13 protein-coding genes are annotated in these 14,458 nt (G+C 68.1%); 4 read left to right on the top strand and 9 right to left on the bottom strand.

Annotated features, from left to right (window positions below):
* The first annotated feature begins 31 nt into the window (after positions 1-31).
* Both AB4Y72_RS06710 and AB4Y72_RS06705 read left to right on the top strand, forming a co-directional pair.
* Positions 32-772 carry a hypothetical protein gene (locus AB4Y72_RS06710; RefSeq protein WP_441425369.1) on the top strand — a complete coding sequence of 247 codons (741 nt, stop codon included), beginning with the start codon at positions 32-34 and terminating at the stop codon, positions 770-772.
* A gap of 23 nt (positions 773-795) precedes the next feature.
* A complete protein-coding gene (locus AB4Y72_RS06705; protein ID WP_441425368.1) occupies positions 796-1,584 on the top strand; it encodes an SDR family NAD(P)-dependent oxidoreductase in 789 nt (262 codons plus the stop codon).
* On the opposite strand, the gene AB4Y72_RS06700 is transcribed toward AB4Y72_RS06705, so the two are convergent.
* Positions 1,577-2,665 (bottom strand): FUSC family protein, encoded by a 1,089-nt coding sequence (locus tag AB4Y72_RS06700; RefSeq protein WP_441425367.1) that lies wholly within the window; start codon positions 2,663-2,665, stop codon positions 1,577-1,579. The two genes, AB4Y72_RS06705 and AB4Y72_RS06700, sit on opposite strands and share 8 nt — an antisense overlap.
* Before the next feature lie 165 nt (positions 2,666-2,830).
* A complete protein-coding gene (locus tag AB4Y72_RS06695; protein WP_441425366.1) occupies positions 2,831-4,432 on the bottom strand; it encodes an MFS transporter in 1,602 nt (533 codons plus the stop codon).
* A gap of 369 nt (positions 4,433-4,801) precedes the next feature.
* Between AB4Y72_RS06695 and AB4Y72_RS06690 the strand changes: the two genes are divergently transcribed.
* Positions 4,802-5,056 (top strand): hypothetical protein, encoded by a 255-nt coding sequence (locus AB4Y72_RS06690; RefSeq protein WP_441425365.1) that lies wholly within the window; start codon positions 4,802-4,804, stop codon positions 5,054-5,056.
* Here the strand turns inward: AB4Y72_RS06690 and AB4Y72_RS06685 are convergent.
* A complete protein-coding gene (locus AB4Y72_RS06685) occupies positions 5,053-7,599 on the bottom strand; it encodes an ATP-dependent DNA ligase (RefSeq protein ID WP_441425364.1) in 2,547 nt (848 codons plus the stop codon). The genes AB4Y72_RS06690 and AB4Y72_RS06685 overlap by 4 nt on opposite strands.
* A 40-nt stretch (positions 7,600-7,639) precedes the next feature.
* Here AB4Y72_RS06685 and ku point away from each other — a divergent pair, with 40 nt between their 5' ends.
* Entirely contained in the window at positions 7,640-8,722 is a 1,083-nt protein-coding gene (gene ku, locus AB4Y72_RS06680; RefSeq protein WP_441425363.1) for a non-homologous end joining protein Ku, read from the top strand.
* Positions 8,723-8,757: 35 nt separating this feature from the next.
* Here the strand turns inward: ku and AB4Y72_RS06675 are convergent, their stop codons facing one another.
* The 6 genes from AB4Y72_RS06675 to AB4Y72_RS06650 form a co-directional block, all read right to left on the bottom strand.
* Positions 8,758-9,045, bottom strand: coding sequence for a DUF7218 family protein (locus tag AB4Y72_RS06675; protein WP_441425362.1), 288 nt, complete (start codon positions 9,043-9,045; stop codon positions 8,758-8,760).
* A gap of 283 nt (positions 9,046-9,328) precedes the next feature.
* Positions 9,329-9,610, bottom strand: coding sequence for an HPr family phosphocarrier protein (locus tag AB4Y72_RS06670; RefSeq protein ID WP_018774864.1), 282 nt, complete (start codon positions 9,608-9,610; stop codon positions 9,329-9,331).
* An 84-nt stretch (positions 9,611-9,694) separates the two neighbouring features.
* Complete coding sequence (locus AB4Y72_RS06665; RefSeq protein WP_441425361.1) at positions 9,695-11,770, bottom strand: PTS fructose transporter subunit IIABC; 2,076 nt, start codon at positions 11,768-11,770, stop codon at positions 9,695-9,697.
* A 2-nt stretch (positions 11,771-11,772) separates the two neighbouring features.
* A complete protein-coding gene (locus AB4Y72_RS06660) occupies positions 11,773-12,759 on the bottom strand; it encodes a 1-phosphofructokinase family hexose kinase (RefSeq protein ID WP_441425360.1) in 987 nt (328 codons plus the stop codon).
* Entirely contained in the window at positions 12,756-13,574 is an 819-nt protein-coding gene (locus tag AB4Y72_RS06655; protein ID WP_441425359.1) for a DeoR/GlpR family DNA-binding transcription regulator, read from the bottom strand. Before AB4Y72_RS06655 ends, AB4Y72_RS06660 begins: the two co-directional genes overlap by 4 nt.
* 509 nt (positions 13,575-14,083) lie before the next feature.
* Positions 14,084-14,347: a DUF6458 family protein gene (locus tag AB4Y72_RS06650; protein WP_441425358.1), complete on the bottom strand. Its 264-nt coding sequence runs from the start codon at positions 14,345-14,347 to the stop codon at positions 14,084-14,086.
* Positions 14,348-14,458 lie beyond the last annotated feature (111 nt).

Below are 14,458 nucleotides of genomic sequence, written 5' to 3'. Positions count from 1 at the left end.
TGGCTCTTGGACAGGTCCCTTTGGAGTACCCATGAACCATAAACTGCGTGTGCTTGTCCGTGTGGACGTCGATCCCGTACAGGTCACCCTTGAAATTACCGGCTGCATCACCCCGTCCGATTCCGCTGCCCTGATGCATATTGTGCGCCGCGCCGGCCGCCTCGGAGCGGGGGCCGACGTCGTCCTCGACCTCCACGGCGCCTCGCACCTGGACCCGGAAGTTCTGCTGGACCTCCGCCGGCTCGCGGATGCCGCACTTTTGCCTGGCCCCGACGCCGGGGAGCCCGGAGCGGCTGTGCCGTTCGTCCTCACGCTGGACGAGCCGGCTGAGCTGCCTATCTGCCTCACGCACGTCGGCGCCGACGCCGAGGTGCTCGCCGGGCTCGACTCCGATGACCGCCCGGCCCCGCTGGCCGTCGCCGCGGGCGGCAGCGGCGGAGCCCCCGGACTGCTCGACTCCGGGCTAGGGGAGTCCAACGCGCCGCTAGCCGCGGAGGCCGGGAGCGTCAACGACCTTGGCGCCATTGACGCGCTGGCGCTTTCGGAGTACTTCGAGGGGACTCTGGATCCCGCGGCTACGGTGCGGGCCTTGTCCGACACTGCGCTGTGCCAGCTCGCGGACGCCCTCTACCGCCACCTCGATACCAGCAGCCCTTCGTTTGGGGCGCACACCTGGTACGAGCTCGCGACCGAAGAGATCCAGACCCGCCACCTGACGGACGGGGACGGCCCGGCGGAGGAAGAATTGGAGCCGGACACGGCCTTGGCCTAAGCCGGCACGGTTAGGCTGTGGCTATGAACCCACACACAGCCTCCTCACCGGCGCCGGGCAGCACCGCTCTCGTCACGGGCGGAACTGCGGGCCTTGGCGCCGAGTTCGCCCGCCAGCTTGCCGAACAGGGCCACCGCGTGGTGCTCGTGGCCCGAGACGCGGGCCGCCTCGCGGCCGCGGCGGCGGAGCTGGAGAACCGGTACGGGGCCGCGACCGAGACGATCGCCGCGGACCTGACCGACGACGCCGGGGTTGCCGCCGTCGTCGCGCGCCTGACCGATCCGGCCCGGCCGGTGGAAATCCTGGTCAACAACGCGGGAATCGGCCTGCTGCGGTCCTTCGAGGACAACGACATCGCCGCAGAGAAGAAGCACCTGAAACTTCATGTCGAAACCGCCATGGAACTCAGCCACGCCGCCCTGCAGGGCATGCTCGCGCGGCAGTCGGGCAGGATCATCAACGTCGCCAGCGTGGCGGCCTTCCTGCCCCGCGGAACATACTCGGCCGCGAAGGCGTGGCTGCTGAGCTTCTCGCGCTGGGCCAATCTGGCTTACGCGGCCCGCGGGATCAAGGTCACCGCCGTGTGCCGCGGCTTCACGCACACCGAGTTCCACGACCGGATGGGGATGGACAAGGCCGTGGCACCGCGCTGGATGTGGCTCGAGGCCCGGCAAGTGGTCAGTGAATCCCTGGCGGACAACGCCAAGGGCAAAGCCGTCTCGATCCCCAGCAGGCGCTACAAGGTCCTGACATCGGTTTCGCGGGTGCTCCCGGCCCGGCTTGTCGCCGGGCCGCCGCGGCGCGCTAAGTAGCCGCGGCGCGCCCCGGAGCGGGGCGGCCTGGAGCTGCCGGCCGCCTGCGCCGGATCAGCACCACCACGAGGATTCCGACGGCGGCGCCCACCAGCGTTTCGGCGGCTCGTTCGGCCACCAGGACGCGGGGGTCCGCCGGGGCCGCCAGCTGTCCGATCATCAGGATGACCGGAGTGAAGGAGACCATGGCCAGGCCGTAGTGCCGGGTCATGAACAGCTCCGTGCTGAACTGCAGGACGACCACCAGGCAGGCCATGACGGCGGCCTCGTGGCCGGGGAAGGCCAGCAACGGCGATCCTGGCCAGGGGAGCAGGATGGCCGCGACCACCACGAGCCCGAGGAGCGTGCCGACAATGCGGTGGATTCCGCGGTAGACGCTGCTGGGCAAATCGGCGCCCGCAAGCGGCACGGCAGCCGCGGCCATGGCCCAATGCGGGTGGCCGCTGCCGCTGAGGACCCCAACAGCCCCCGCAACCCCAACGGCCGCCACGTAGCGGGCGGCATGAAGCCACGCCGCCCGGCGGCGCGCCCCGCGCAGCATCGTGACGTCCCGCCGCCAGCCGCGCTGCCAGTTACGGCCCAGAAACCAGCCGCCGAAGCCCACCAGGATCGAAAACGCGGCCGATCCCGCGGCGATCAGCACGGCGGCGGCCCAGGGGACGGCGGCGGGAACGGACGCGCACGCGCCCAGGGCCAGAATTCCGAAGAAGGGGCCTGCGGGTTTCAGGGCCGTCCTGTCCGTGAACAGCGACCCCGCGCCGGCGAATAAGGCCTCCGTGATCACCAGCGCCCACGAGTGGATGTGCTGGATGGAGAGGAAAACCCCGACCCCGACGCCGGCGAGCAGCAGCACAGCCGCCTGGCCCTGGTGGCGGAGCCGGAGCTGATGGGGCTCGGTGCGGCCGTACATGCCCGTCAGGGCGCCGAAGACGGCGTAGCCGATCAGCTCGGGACGCCCGGCCGCCAGCAGTGCCAGGGACGGGACGGCCACGCTGATGGCCACCCGCCACGCCGAGGCGTGGTCCTTGTTGGGTGGTGCCAGGCTGTGCAGCGAACGGACGTGGCGCAGCAGGGGCTTCACGACTGCCTTTCCGGTTTCTCGGGACGACTCTGGTGGTGGCGGTGGGGCGGACACGCCTAAGGCCTGATCCGGCTGCCTGCCCCAACGGGGAAGCATGCGGACCAGGCCTTAAAGGGCGGGGCTGTGGCTACGGTGTCCGGACTAGCGCTGCCGGGGCGGGCAGGCTCAGACCGAGGCCGGGACCTTCTCGGCTTCGCCGCGTCCTGCGGCGGGGTCCGCGGCCGGTGCGACCATCGGCATGTCCATGTGCTCGAGATCGATCAGCGGGTTCTCGTCCTGGTTCTCGACCAGCTCGCGGGCCTCGGCTTGGGTGTCCACGCTGGGCATGGAGCCCGGCAGCGGCATCTGGGCCGATTCCTTGAGGAAGTAGATCGCCACGGCGCCGATCGCCGAGGTAGCCATCAGGTAGTAGGCCGGCATCATGTCATTGCCGGTGGCCGTGATGAGGGCTGCAACGATGAACGGGGTGGTGCCGCCAAAGATGGCAACCGCGAAGTTGTAAGCGATGCCCATGGCGCCGTAGCGGCTGGCCGTCGGGAACTGGGCCGGCAGGGCAGAGGCCAGGTTGGCCACGTAGAACGTCACCGGGAAGGCAATCAGGGAAAGGCCGGCCAGCGTGGACCAGATTTCGCCGATGCCGATCAGCAGGAACGCCGGGGTGGCCAGGACCACGGTGCTGATAGCGCCGATCCAGAGCACCGGCCGGCGGCCGATCCGGTCAGAGAGCTTGCCCGTCAGCGGGATGCAGAGGCTCATGATGACCAGCACGGGGATGGTCAGCAGTGTGCCGTGCAGCTCGTCGTAGCCCTTGGACTCGGTGAGGTAGGTCGGCATGTACGAGGTCAGGGCGTAGCCGGCGGTGTTTGCGGCCGCCACCAGGATCATCGCGACGATGATGGAGCGCCAGTAGGCCTTCACGATGCCCACCGGGCCCTTGGAGGCTGCGGCGTCCGAGGCGGTTGCGTCCTTGGCCAGGTTCGCCTGGGCATCCAGGGTGGCCTGGAACTGCGGCGATTCCTCGATCTTGCTCCGGAAGTAGACGGCGATCAGGCCGAGCGGTCCGGCAACGAGGAACGGGATGCGCCAGCCCCACTGCTCCATGGTGTCCTGGCCGAGGGTCAGCTGCAGCACGGAGACGAGGGCTGCGCCCAGGGCGAAGCCGAGGTAGCTGCCCATGTCCAGGAAGCTGGCGAAGAATCCGCGGCGCTTGTCCGGGGCGTACTCGCTCACGAAGGTGGTGGCACCGGCGTACTCGCCGCCGGTGGAGAAACCCTGGATGACCTTGAACAGGACCAGCAGTACCGCGGCCCAGATTCCGATCTGGGCATAACCGGGCAGGAGCCCGACGGCGAAGGTGCTGGCCGCCATGATCATGAGGGTCGCGGCGAGAACCTTCTGGCGGCCGATCTTGTCGCCGAGCCAGCCGAACACCACGCCGCCGAGGGGGCGGGCGATGAAGGTGGCGGCGAAGGTACCCAAGAGGAACAGGGTCTGGACGGACTTGTCCGCTTCCGGCAGGAAGACCGGTCCCATGGTGGTGATCAGGTAGCCGAACACGCCGACGTCGTACCACTCCATGGTGTTACCCACGATGGTGCCGCCGAGCGCCTTCTTCAGCATCGGCTGGTCCACAACGTTGACGTCGGACTCGCGGAGCCGACGGCGGCGTAGCTTCGGTTTCTTCACACCCTTGGGCGCGCTTTGGTTGGTTCCGCTGGCGTTCAAAACGCCTGCTGAAGAGTCGGTCGTGCTTCGGTCTATGGGCATTTGGGCCACTCCTATGGAGGTCATTTGCTTACGACTTGTAGCTGCCCCGCTCCGGGCAGGCCTTCAATTTTACGGGATTTCTCTGGAGTTTCCGAGTTCGGTGGCGTATCATCCAGTATTTCGGCGGCTATATGGGGCAATCCGCGGGATTCTTTTGCCCTGTTTCGCCGCGCGGACACTGGGAATCGATGTTGTCCGCGGCGCCGCGGACAAAAATTCCGCGCGGACCCGCAAAAATGGGTGATTTCGGCCGGCTTCGGGGTCGAAGGGGAGTCCGCCGGAGCCTGCTACAGACATCTCATCCCTACGGTCCTACGATTGATGAACACTTCATTTCACAGCGGTTATTTCCAGCGGAAAGGAAGATCAATGGCGGATCATCAGTTCGGAGAAGAAATCCAGCCCGAGGTCGCGAGTCATCTGGCCGAGTCCATGGCCGAGGCCCCCGGGCCGGAGTCCCAGCCTCACGTTCCCCCGGCGGCGCAGGGACAGCAATGGCCGGACGGCAGTGGCAAGCACCGTCATCCCAAGGACCGCGAGGCCGGCCGCGGGCGGCAGGGCCAGCAGGTGGCTGCGTCGGCAATCCACCGGCAGAGCCGTCCGCAGATGCCCCACCACGATTAGGGGCCCGCAGCAGCTTCCACCACAACGTCGGCTGGCGTCTTGTCCAGGCGCCAGCCACGCCACACCGGGTGCCTCAGCTTTCCGCTGCCGGTCCATTCCCCGAAGGTGACCTCGCCGACAAGTTTCGCGCTCACCCAGTGGGCGTCTGCGGCGTCAGCCGCCGGTACGTCGTGGAACGGGGACGTCTTCCGCGGCAGGGCGTCCAACTGTTGCCTGAGTTCCTTGAGTTCGCGGGTGCTGAAGCCGCTGCCCACCCGCCCCACGTAGCGCAGCTTCGGGCCGTCCGGGATCCCCAGCAGCAGTGAGCCCACAGATTCCCGGCGCTCGCCATTCCCGGGCCGCCAGCCGCCGACCACCACCTCTTGGGTCCGCTCTACCTTGAGTTTGAGCCAGGACCGGCTGCGCTGGCCTACATAGCGGCCGTCCGTGCGCTTGGCCATGACCCCTTCGAGCCCCAACTCCGCGGCGCTTTCCAGGATGTGCGTGACGTCGAGGTTGTGCGCGGCGTCGCCGTCGATCAGGCCCGAGAGGTCCACCGGGCCGCCGGAGGGGCGGAAGAAGCGCTCGAGGCGCACCCGGCGCTCGCTGAGCGGCAGGCGACGCAGGTCCTCGCCGGCTTCGGACAGGAGGTCGAACAGCATCAGCCGGACCGGCGTCGACTCCCGCGCCCTCGCGACGTCGGCGGCCCTGGTGAGCTTCATGCGGCCCTGCAGCAGGCCGAAGTCGGGCCTGCCGTTGCCCCCGACGGCGATGATCTCGCCGTCGGCCACGAAGTTCTGGTCCGGCCAGCCGGACCGGTCCGTGAGCTCCGGGTAGCTCGCGGACATGTCGTTGCCGTTGCGGCTGATGAGCCGGATCCGCGAAGCGTCGCCGACGATCAGCGCCCGCACGCCGTCCCATTTGAGTTCGAGCTGCCAGTCCTTGTCCGCCAGGTCGGCGGCGGTCCCGGCGCTGGCCAGCATCGGGCTGAAGCCGGAGGCATCGGGGGCGGGCGCGGGGGCCGGGTCGGGGGGCGGTGCGGAGCCGGTGCCGTGGGGTGCCCCCGCCGGGTCCATCAGGTGGATGAGCCACTGGTCGTTGGCCTGGCCGGTGTGGATCAGGGCGAACCTGCGGGCACCGCCGAGCCCGCCGTCGTCCGCGCCGGTCAGGGTGGCGATGACCTCCTTGCCGGCGATCCACTTTTCGCATTCGTAGTATCCGCGGTCCCAGATGCTGACCGTCCCGGCGCCGTACTGATCCTTGGGAATGACACCCTCAAAGTCGGCGTAGTCCATCGGGTGGTCCTCGGTCTGGACCGCGAGGTTGTTCTTCGTTTTGCTGGTCGGGACGCCCTTGGGCAGTGCCCAGGACACCAGGACGCCGTCGCGTTCGAGCCGGAAGTCGTAGTGCAGCCGCCGGGCATGGTGCTCCTGGATGACGAACCTTTCCCGCCGTGTCCCGCCGTCGCTTCCGGCGTGGTGCCGGTCCGCCGTGAAGGGCTCGGGCGTGCCTGCCCTGTCCCGTTTGCTGCGGTACGTTTCCAGCCGCGGGTCGGCGTCGCCGCCGTCGGCGGCCTGCTCGGCCGACGTTTCAGGCCGACCGCCGGGGAGGTGCGCGGCCCGGGGGTCCGCCCGGCGGTGCTCCGCGCGTGCTGCTGCGGCTCCGGCATCGTGCCGGCCGCCGGAGATCGGGGCGAACGGGTCCTTGCCGGCCGCGACGCGCTTCATTACCTCCTCAAAGTCCAAGTGGTGCAGCGAAGGGGAAGCGAGTTCCCGCCACGTGCGCGGAGCGGCCACCGTAGGCCTAAGCCGGCCGCGCAGCGAATACGGCACGATGGTGGTCTTGGCGGCATTGTTCTGGCTCCAGTCCACGAGCACCCGGCCGGCGCGCAGGGTCTTCTTCATGTCGCTGACGGCAAGATCCGGGTGGTCCGCTTCGAGCGACCGGGCCAGTTCGTGGGCGAAGTCGGAAATCTGGTCCGAGCTCTGGGACCCGTCCAGGGCCGCGTAGAGGTGGATGCCCTTGCTGCCGCTCGTGACGGGCACGGGGTCAAGGCCCACGTCCTGCAGGATGGCGCGGGCCAGCCGGGCCACCTCCACGCATTCCGCCAGTCCCGCACCCTCGCCGGGATCCAGGTCCAGCACCAGCCGGTCGGGCGGGAACGCGTTGCCGTGCGAATCCACCCGCCACTGCGGCACGTGGATCTCCAGGGCTGCGATCTGGGCCAGCCAGGTGAGGGTGGCGGGGTCGTTGACCAGGGGGTACTGGATGGTCCGGTTCTTGTGCGTGATGGAGGCGCGGGGCACCCAGCCGGGCGTTGAATGGTCCAGGTTCTTCTGGAAGAACATCTCCCCGGGGGCGTCTGCGGTCCCGACGCCGTGGACCCAGCGCTTGCGCGTGGCCGGCCGGTTGAGGGCTGCGGGGATCAGCACCGGCGCGACGGCAGCGTAGTAGGCCAGCACGTCGGCCTTGGTGGTGCCCGTCTCCGGGTACATGACTTTTTCCAGGTTGGTGAGCACCAGCTCGCGCCCGTCCACGCGGACGCGCTCCTTACCGTTGGGCAAAACTCTTCACCTCCGCGCATCTGTGATGTTCACTTGATCCATGAGAGCCATCTGGAAAGGCGCAATAGCGTTTGGGCTGGTCAACGTGCCGGTCAAGGTCTACAGCGCCACCGAGGACCACGACATCAGCCTCCATCAGGTCCACAACGCCGACGGCGGCCGGATCCGCTACCAGCGCCGTTGCGAGGTCTGCAGCAAGGTCATCGACTACGAGGACATCGACAAGGCGTATGAAGACGATGGCCGCACGGTGGTCCTGACCCGCGAGGAGCTCAAGTCCATCCCGGCGGAAAACAGCCACGAAATCGAAGTGGTCCAGTTCGTTCCGGCCGACCAGCTCGATCCCATGATGTTTGAAAAAAGCTACTACCTTGAACCGGACTCCGCGTCGCCCAAAGCCTATGTACTGCTGCGGCGTGCCCTGGAAGATACGGACCGTGTGGCCGTTGTGCAGTTCGCGCTCCGCGACAAGACCCGGCTTGGCGCGCTGAGGATTCGCGACGAGGTCCTGGTGCTGCAGTCGCTGTTGTGGGCCGATGAAGTCCGTGAAGCCAGCTTTGCCGCCCTCGAGGCCTCCGTCCGGATCTCGGCCCAGGAACGCGAAATGTCCGCGGCCCTGGTTGATTCGATGGCCGCCGACTTTGAACCCGACCAGTTCACCGACGAATACCAGCAGCAGCTGCGCCAGCTGATCGAGGCGAAACTGGACAAGGGGGAGTCGCTGGATACCGAGGAGACCTTCGGGGCTCCGGCCCAGACGGGCGAGGGTGAAGTGATTGATCTGATGGAAGCCCTCAAGCGCAGCATAGAAAAAAAGCGCGGAGGTGGGGGAGGATCCGCGGAGACTCCGGTGCGGGGCCCCGGTTCGGCGGCCAAGACCGCCCCGGGCAAGGGCGCCAAGACGACGGCGGCCAAGTCCGCAGGTACGAGGTCCACTAGTACGAGGTCCACTAGTACGAGATCCACTGCTACGAAGTCCGCGGGGGCCAAGTCCAGAACCGCCAAGACGGCATCCAGCGGGACTGGTTCTGCCACGACTGCCGCGTCCAAAACGACGGCGGCCGCCAAAACGGCTGCCACGTCCAAGGCGACCGCCGCAAAGTCGGCCCGCAAGGGGGCCTGAGGCCGGAAGCCGGCTGGCGCCGTCGTTCACCCGAATCAGGAGTTCCGCAGGACGGAAATGAGCTCGCTTTTCTTCTTGGCCGAGTATCCCTTGAGGCCGATCTCCTTGGCGCGTTCCTTCAGCTGCGGCACCGTCCAGTCCTCGTAGTCTCCGGCCTTGCCGCCCTTGCGGCCTACTGCGGAGCGGCCCCGCTTGGCGGCCGCGTTCGAGACCCTGGCGGCCTTTTGCTTGGAAGCGCCGTCCTCGAGCAGCTTCTCGTAGAGTTCTGGGTCCTTGATGCTCGGGCTTTCTGAGCCGCGGGGCTCGCCCTTCTTCGTTGGCATGGCTGCGATCATCTCCTTCGGCCGGGAACCGGTGGGGCGGCGGCCCGCGGACGGGGCCGCCGGGGATTCCAAACTAGCCGCGCCGCCGCGCGGTGACAAGCATCGCGGGGTCACTTAGCGCCCAAGTTCCCTGCCGGCACGGGCCGTAGGTGACCCCGCGTTGCGTCTGAATTGAGCGCCCGGCAACGCGAAAGCCCGGCCGACCCCTGAGCGGGGGCGGCCGGGCTTTCTGCTGCTGCCGGGTTACTGCCAGGTCTCCGGGCACGGGCGCCGGAGGGCGGGGCTATTCGGCGTCGTGATCCGTCTCGAGGATCTGGACGAGACGGTCCAGGGCGGCGTCGGCGCCTTCGCCTTCGGCACGCAACACCACAACCTCGCCGTGCGAGGCGCCCAGGCTCATCAGCGACAGGATGCTGGCGGCGTCCATGGCCTCGTCCTCCGGCTCGCCCAGGCGGGCAATCGTGATCTCGAGGTTGTCGAACTCGCCCGCAGCCTCGGCGAAGATGGCGGCCGGACGGGCGTGCAGCCCAACGCGGCTGGCAATGGTGGCGTTACGTTCGGTCATTTCTGCTCCTTGAAGTCAGCTTGTGAATATCAGCTGTGAATATCTGCTTGGAAAAATCGTCTGGAACTGTCGGCGACGACTGGCTCAGGCGGCTACTGGAACAGTTTCCACCGTATCAACCTGCTTCTTGACTGCGAAGCGCTTGAGCCCGATCACGGCGAACGCGCTCACGACCGTACCGGCCGCAATCGCGACAACGAACATCAGGAAGTTGTCGATCGCGAAGAAGACGAAGATTCCGCCGTGCGGGGCCTTGGACCCCACGCCTGCCGCCATCGAGATGGCACCGGTCACCGCACCACCCAGCATGCTGGCGGGGATGACGCGGAGCGGGTCCGCGGCGGCGAAGGGAATGGCGCCTTCGGTGATGAAGGAGGCTCCCAGCAGCCAGGCGGCCTTGCCGTTTTCAATTTCGGCCAGGCTGAAGAGCCGCCTGTTCAGCACGGTCGCAGCCAGCGCCATGGCCAGCGGCGGGACCATACCGGAGGCCATGACGGCCGCCATGATCTGCCACGGGGCCTGGTTGGTGAGGGAAGCTGCTCCCAGGCCCGCGACGGCGAACGAGTAGGCAACCTTGTTGACGGGCCCGCCGAGATCGAAGCACATCATCAGACCCAGGATGACGCCGAGGGCGATGGCGCTGGCACCGGTCAGGCCGGCCAGGAATTCGTTGAGCCCGACGGTGACCGCCGCGACGTACCTGCCCAGGAACACGAAGAGCAGGCCGGAAGCAGCGATGGACGCCACGAGCGGGATAATGACCACCGGCATCAGGCCGCGCAGCCAGCGGGCCACGTGGAGCTTGCCAATCGAATGTGCGACGTAACCGGCGATCAGGCCGCCGACGATGCCGCCAAGGAACCCTGCACCCATGAAGACGGCAACGGCGCCGGACACGAAGCCCGGGGCGATGCCCGGCCGGTCAGCGATGGCGTAGGCGATGTAGCCGGCCAGGGCGGGCACGAGGAAGCCGAGGGACAGGGCGCCGATCTTGAAGAACACGGCACCCAGGAACGCGCCCAGCGGGCCCCAGGCCAGCGCCGGGTACACCGTGGGCAGGTTGAACAGGCTGTTCTCCGCCAGGATCTTGTCCGCGAAGCCGGTGATGTCGTAGCCGCCCAGCAGGAAGCCGAGGGCGATCAGCAGACCGCCGCCCGCGACGAACGGGATCATGTAGCTGACGCCCGTGAGCAGCGCCTTCTTCAGCTTCGTGCCGATGTGCTCGCCCTTTTCCTCGGCCTCGTGTTCGGCCTGTTCCTCTGCGCCGAAGTGCGGCACGCGGCGGGCATGCGGGTTGTCCGCGGCGGCGAGGGCTTCCGCGACCATCTGGTCCGGCTCGTCGATGCCGCGCTTGACCGGCGCGTTGATCACGGGCATGCCGGCGAAGCGCTCCTTGCCGCGCACGTCCACGTCCACGGCGAAGATCACGGCGTCGGCGGCGGCGATCACGGCGGGGTCAAGGGCCTTAGCGCCGGAGGACCCCTGGGTTTCCACCTGCAGGTCCACGCCGACTTCCTTGGCCGCGGCGACCAGCGAGTCGGCGGCCATGTAGGTGTGGGCGATGCCGGTGGGGCAGGCCGTCACCGCGACGAGACGCTTGGGGCCCTTGGACTTCGCGGCGCCGGCACCCTCCCCGGTGTCCGCCGTTGCGGCGGCCGCGGCCGCCGGTGCTGCAGCAACCGGTGCTTCCGCGGCGTGGGTGGCGGGCTTGTCGGCCAGCGCGGCTTCGACGAGCTCCACAATCTCCGCCTGGGAGGTCGCGGCGCGCAGGCTGGCCGTGAAGTCCTTCTTGATCAGGGACCGTGCCAGCCTCGACAGCAGCTTCAGATGCTCCTGGTCCGCGCCCTCAGGAGCGGCAATGAAGAAGATCAGGTCCGCGGGGCCGTCCTTGGCGCCGAAATCGACCGGCTGGGACAGCCGTGCCATCGCCAGGGTGGGTTCGGTGACCGCCGTCGAACGGCAGTGCGGGATCGCGATGCCTCCGGGGACGCCGGTGGCGGTCTTGGACTCCCGGGCGAAGGCGTCGGCGAAGAGGCCCTCGACCTCGGTGGCCCGTCCGTTGGCTGCAACTCTGCCTGCCAGGTGCCGGATCACGTCCTCGGGCGTGCTGCCCAGATTCTGGTCGAGCTCGACCAGTTCGGTAGTAATGAGCTGTGTCACTGTCAATCCTTCCGGAGGGCCGTGATGGTTACGGCATCAGGGGTGGTTTGGTTGACTGCCGGGACAGTGGAGCCTGGCAGGGAAGCGGCGGCGGCACCATGGGCTACCGCCTGACGGAGGCAATCAACCGGGGCGGCGCCCTGGCTGGAGGCGAGCAGGTATCCGGCCAGCGAGGAATCGCCGGCGCCGACAGTGCTGACCGCGGTGACCGGCGGATGCGTGGCTAGCCACGCGCCGTCGGCCGTCACAAGAACGGCACCCTTGGAGCCGAGGGTGGCCAGTACAGCACCCACTCCGGAGCGCACGACGGCGGAGGCAGCTGCTGCTGCTGCTTCCGGGTCCGCTTCGAGCTCCTCGGCGGATTTGTTCGTGGCAAAGCCGGCTGCGGCAGCCAGTTCGGCCAGTTCCTCGGCATTGGGTTTCAAGAGGTCCGGCTTTCCCGAGGTGTCGCCGGAGACCGCTGCGGCGAGAGGTTCGCCTGAGGAGTCGACGGCGACCCGTGGTGCGGCCTCGCCATCAAACTTCGAACGCAGCCGCCGGGTGACGGTTGCGTAAAAGTCGGCCGGAACCCCGGGTGGGAGCGAGCCGGCCAGGACAACCCAGGCGGCACCGCGGGCGTGGTCCAGCAGCAGGCTGATCAGGGCCTCCTGCTGGTCCTCGCTGAGGGCCGGTCCGGGTTCGTTGATCTTGGTGGTGACGCCGCCGGGCTCGGTGAGGGCCACGTTGCTGCGCAGCGGCTCGCCGATCGGGAGCGCCGCGAACGGAACGTCGGTGTCCCGCAGCCCGGCTAGGACAGGATCGGCTTCGGCGCCGGGGAGGACCGCGATGGTCTTCAGCCCCGAGGCCACGAGGGCGCGGGAGACGTTGACGCCCTTGCCCCCGGATTCCTGGCGGACAGAGAGGGCCCGCTGGACTTCGCCGCGGAGGAGGGGGCCGGGCAGCGCTACGGTGCGGTCCAGGCTGGGGTTGGCGGTGAGGGTGACAATCACGCGACCACCACCTCCACTCCGGCTTCCGCAAGGGCGCTGGCGAGTTCCCGGCTGGGTTGCGTGTCAGTGATCACGGTGTCCAGATCTTTCAACGAGGCGAACTGGACCAGCGTCTCCGCGTCCAGCTTGGAGGAATCAGCCAGCACCACGATGCGGCGCGCTGATTGGACGAAGGCCGCTTTGACGGCGGCTTCTTCAGGATCGGGGGTGCTCAGCCCGAAGGCTGCATGGATGCCGTTGGTGCCGATGAAGGCGATGTCCGGGCGGATCCGGCGGGCGGCCTCCACCGTGGTCTGGCCGACGGCGGCCTGGGTCAGCCCGCGAACCTTGCCGCCGAGCAGGTGCAGGGCGATGCCGGGTTCGCCGGACAACCGCGAGGCGATGGGCAGGGAGTGCGTGATGACGACGAGTTCGGCGTCGGCCGCGGATGCCGGCAGGATGCCCGGCGCGGCGGTTCCGGCTGCCCGGGCCGACAGGAGCTCGGCCAGGGCCTCCGTGGTGGAACCGGCGTCGATCAGGATGCTGCCGCCCTGGCCCTGGGGGATCAGGGCCAGGGCGGCCTCGGCGATGCGCGTCTTCTCGGACTTCCGCTGGACGGTCCGCTCCAGGATGCTTTCTTCAGTGGTGCTGAAACGGTCTGGGGAGACCGCGCCGCCGTGCACCCGGCGGACGCTGCCGGCGGCTTCCAAGGCGGCGAGGTCCCGGCGGATGGTTTCGGTAGTGATGCTGAAGCGCTCGGCGAGGTCCGTGACACTGGCCCGGCCGCTGGCGTAGATGAGCCCCACGATCAGCTGCTGGCGTTCTTCGGCGAACACTTACCCTCCATTGCGTACTGCGTCTGTCCCGGCGTTTGCTGCGGCGCTTGCTCCGGCGTAAACCGGGGCGGTGGTCCCGCGGATTCGTCCCGCTGCTTCAGTGACTCCCATCACATGAAGTGGAATTGTTTGACTTTATCTTTGTTCTTGTGGGTTTGTCAATGAGAAACAACATGAACGCAGACGGGATGGCGGTACGGCGGGGGACATGTCCAGTGCTCGGGCCGGGCAGCGAGGGACATGTCCAGTGGTTGGGCCGGGGCAGCGAGGGACGCGTCCAGTGGTCGGGCCGGGGAATGGGCACATTGGGATTATGTCCGTTGCTCCATCCGGGGATAGGGCATGTCCAGTGCTCGAGCCGGGCAGCGCGGGACATGTCCAGTCGTCGGGGCGGGGAACGCGGGACATGTCCATTGGGCAGGACATGGCGAAAGCCGGGCCCGACCTGGAGGTCCGGCCCGGCTTCCGGGTCGTTGCATTCCGCGCCGCGAAGGGTGCGCGGGTGATTCTCAGATGCCGGCGTCGCGGCTCTCATTGCGGGTGATGGTCTCGCCGGTGTTGGGGTCCACCACCGTGCGGCTTTCGCTGACCCGGCGCGTGCGGCCGCGTCCCGGGGAGGCGAGGATGAGCGAGGCGATGAGTCCGATCACGCCCACCGCCATGAGGATGTAGCCGATCATGGCCTGATCGACATTGGGGATCAGCCCCGGGGCGACGGCCCAGGCGAGGATGGCGCCGATGGCGATGAGGAAGATGGCGGAACCGATTCTCATGGGTGCTCCTTGATGTCCGGCGGGACGGATTGATGATGCTAAGCATGCTGTCCAGCGTCACGCTACAACCCCGCCCGGGCTGTTTCAACGCCTTGGCGCGCGACGCGCCCA

Source organism: Arthrobacter sp. YAF34 (assembly GCF_052113245.1).
GTDB lineage: Bacteria > Actinomycetota > Actinomycetes > Actinomycetales > Micrococcaceae > Arthrobacter.
This window is presented reverse-complemented; position numbering and strand designations above follow the sequence as displayed.

Bases quoted from the DNA above. Each gene is read 5' to 3' on its own strand.
- AB4Y72_RS06710 (WP_441425369.1), top strand. From the start codon at position 32: ATGAACCATAAACTGCGTGTGCTTGTCCGTGTGGACGTCGATCCCGTA.
- AB4Y72_RS06705 (WP_441425368.1), top strand. From the start codon at position 796: ATGAACCCACACACAGCCTCCTCACCGGCGCCGGGCAGCACCGCTCTC.
- AB4Y72_RS06695 (WP_441425366.1), bottom strand. From the start codon at position 4,432: ATGCCCATAGACCGAAGCACGACCGACTCTTCAGCAGGCGTTTTGAAC.
- AB4Y72_RS06690 (WP_441425365.1), top strand. From the start codon at position 4,802: ATGGCGGATCATCAGTTCGGAGAAGAAATCCAGCCCGAGGTCGCGAGT.
- ku (WP_441425363.1), top strand. From the start codon at position 7,640: ATGAGAGCCATCTGGAAAGGCGCAATAGCGTTTGGGCTGGTCAACGTG.
- AB4Y72_RS06675 (WP_441425362.1), bottom strand. From the start codon at position 9,045: ATGCCAACGAAGAAGGGCGAGCCCCGCGGCTCAGAAAGCCCGAGCATC.
- AB4Y72_RS06670 (WP_018774864.1), bottom strand. From the start codon at position 9,610: ATGACCGAACGTAACGCCACCATTGCCAGCCGCGTTGGGCTGCACGCC.
- AB4Y72_RS06650 (WP_441425358.1), bottom strand. From the start codon at position 14,347: ATGAGAATCGGTTCCGCCATCTTCCTCATCGCCATCGGCGCCATCCTC.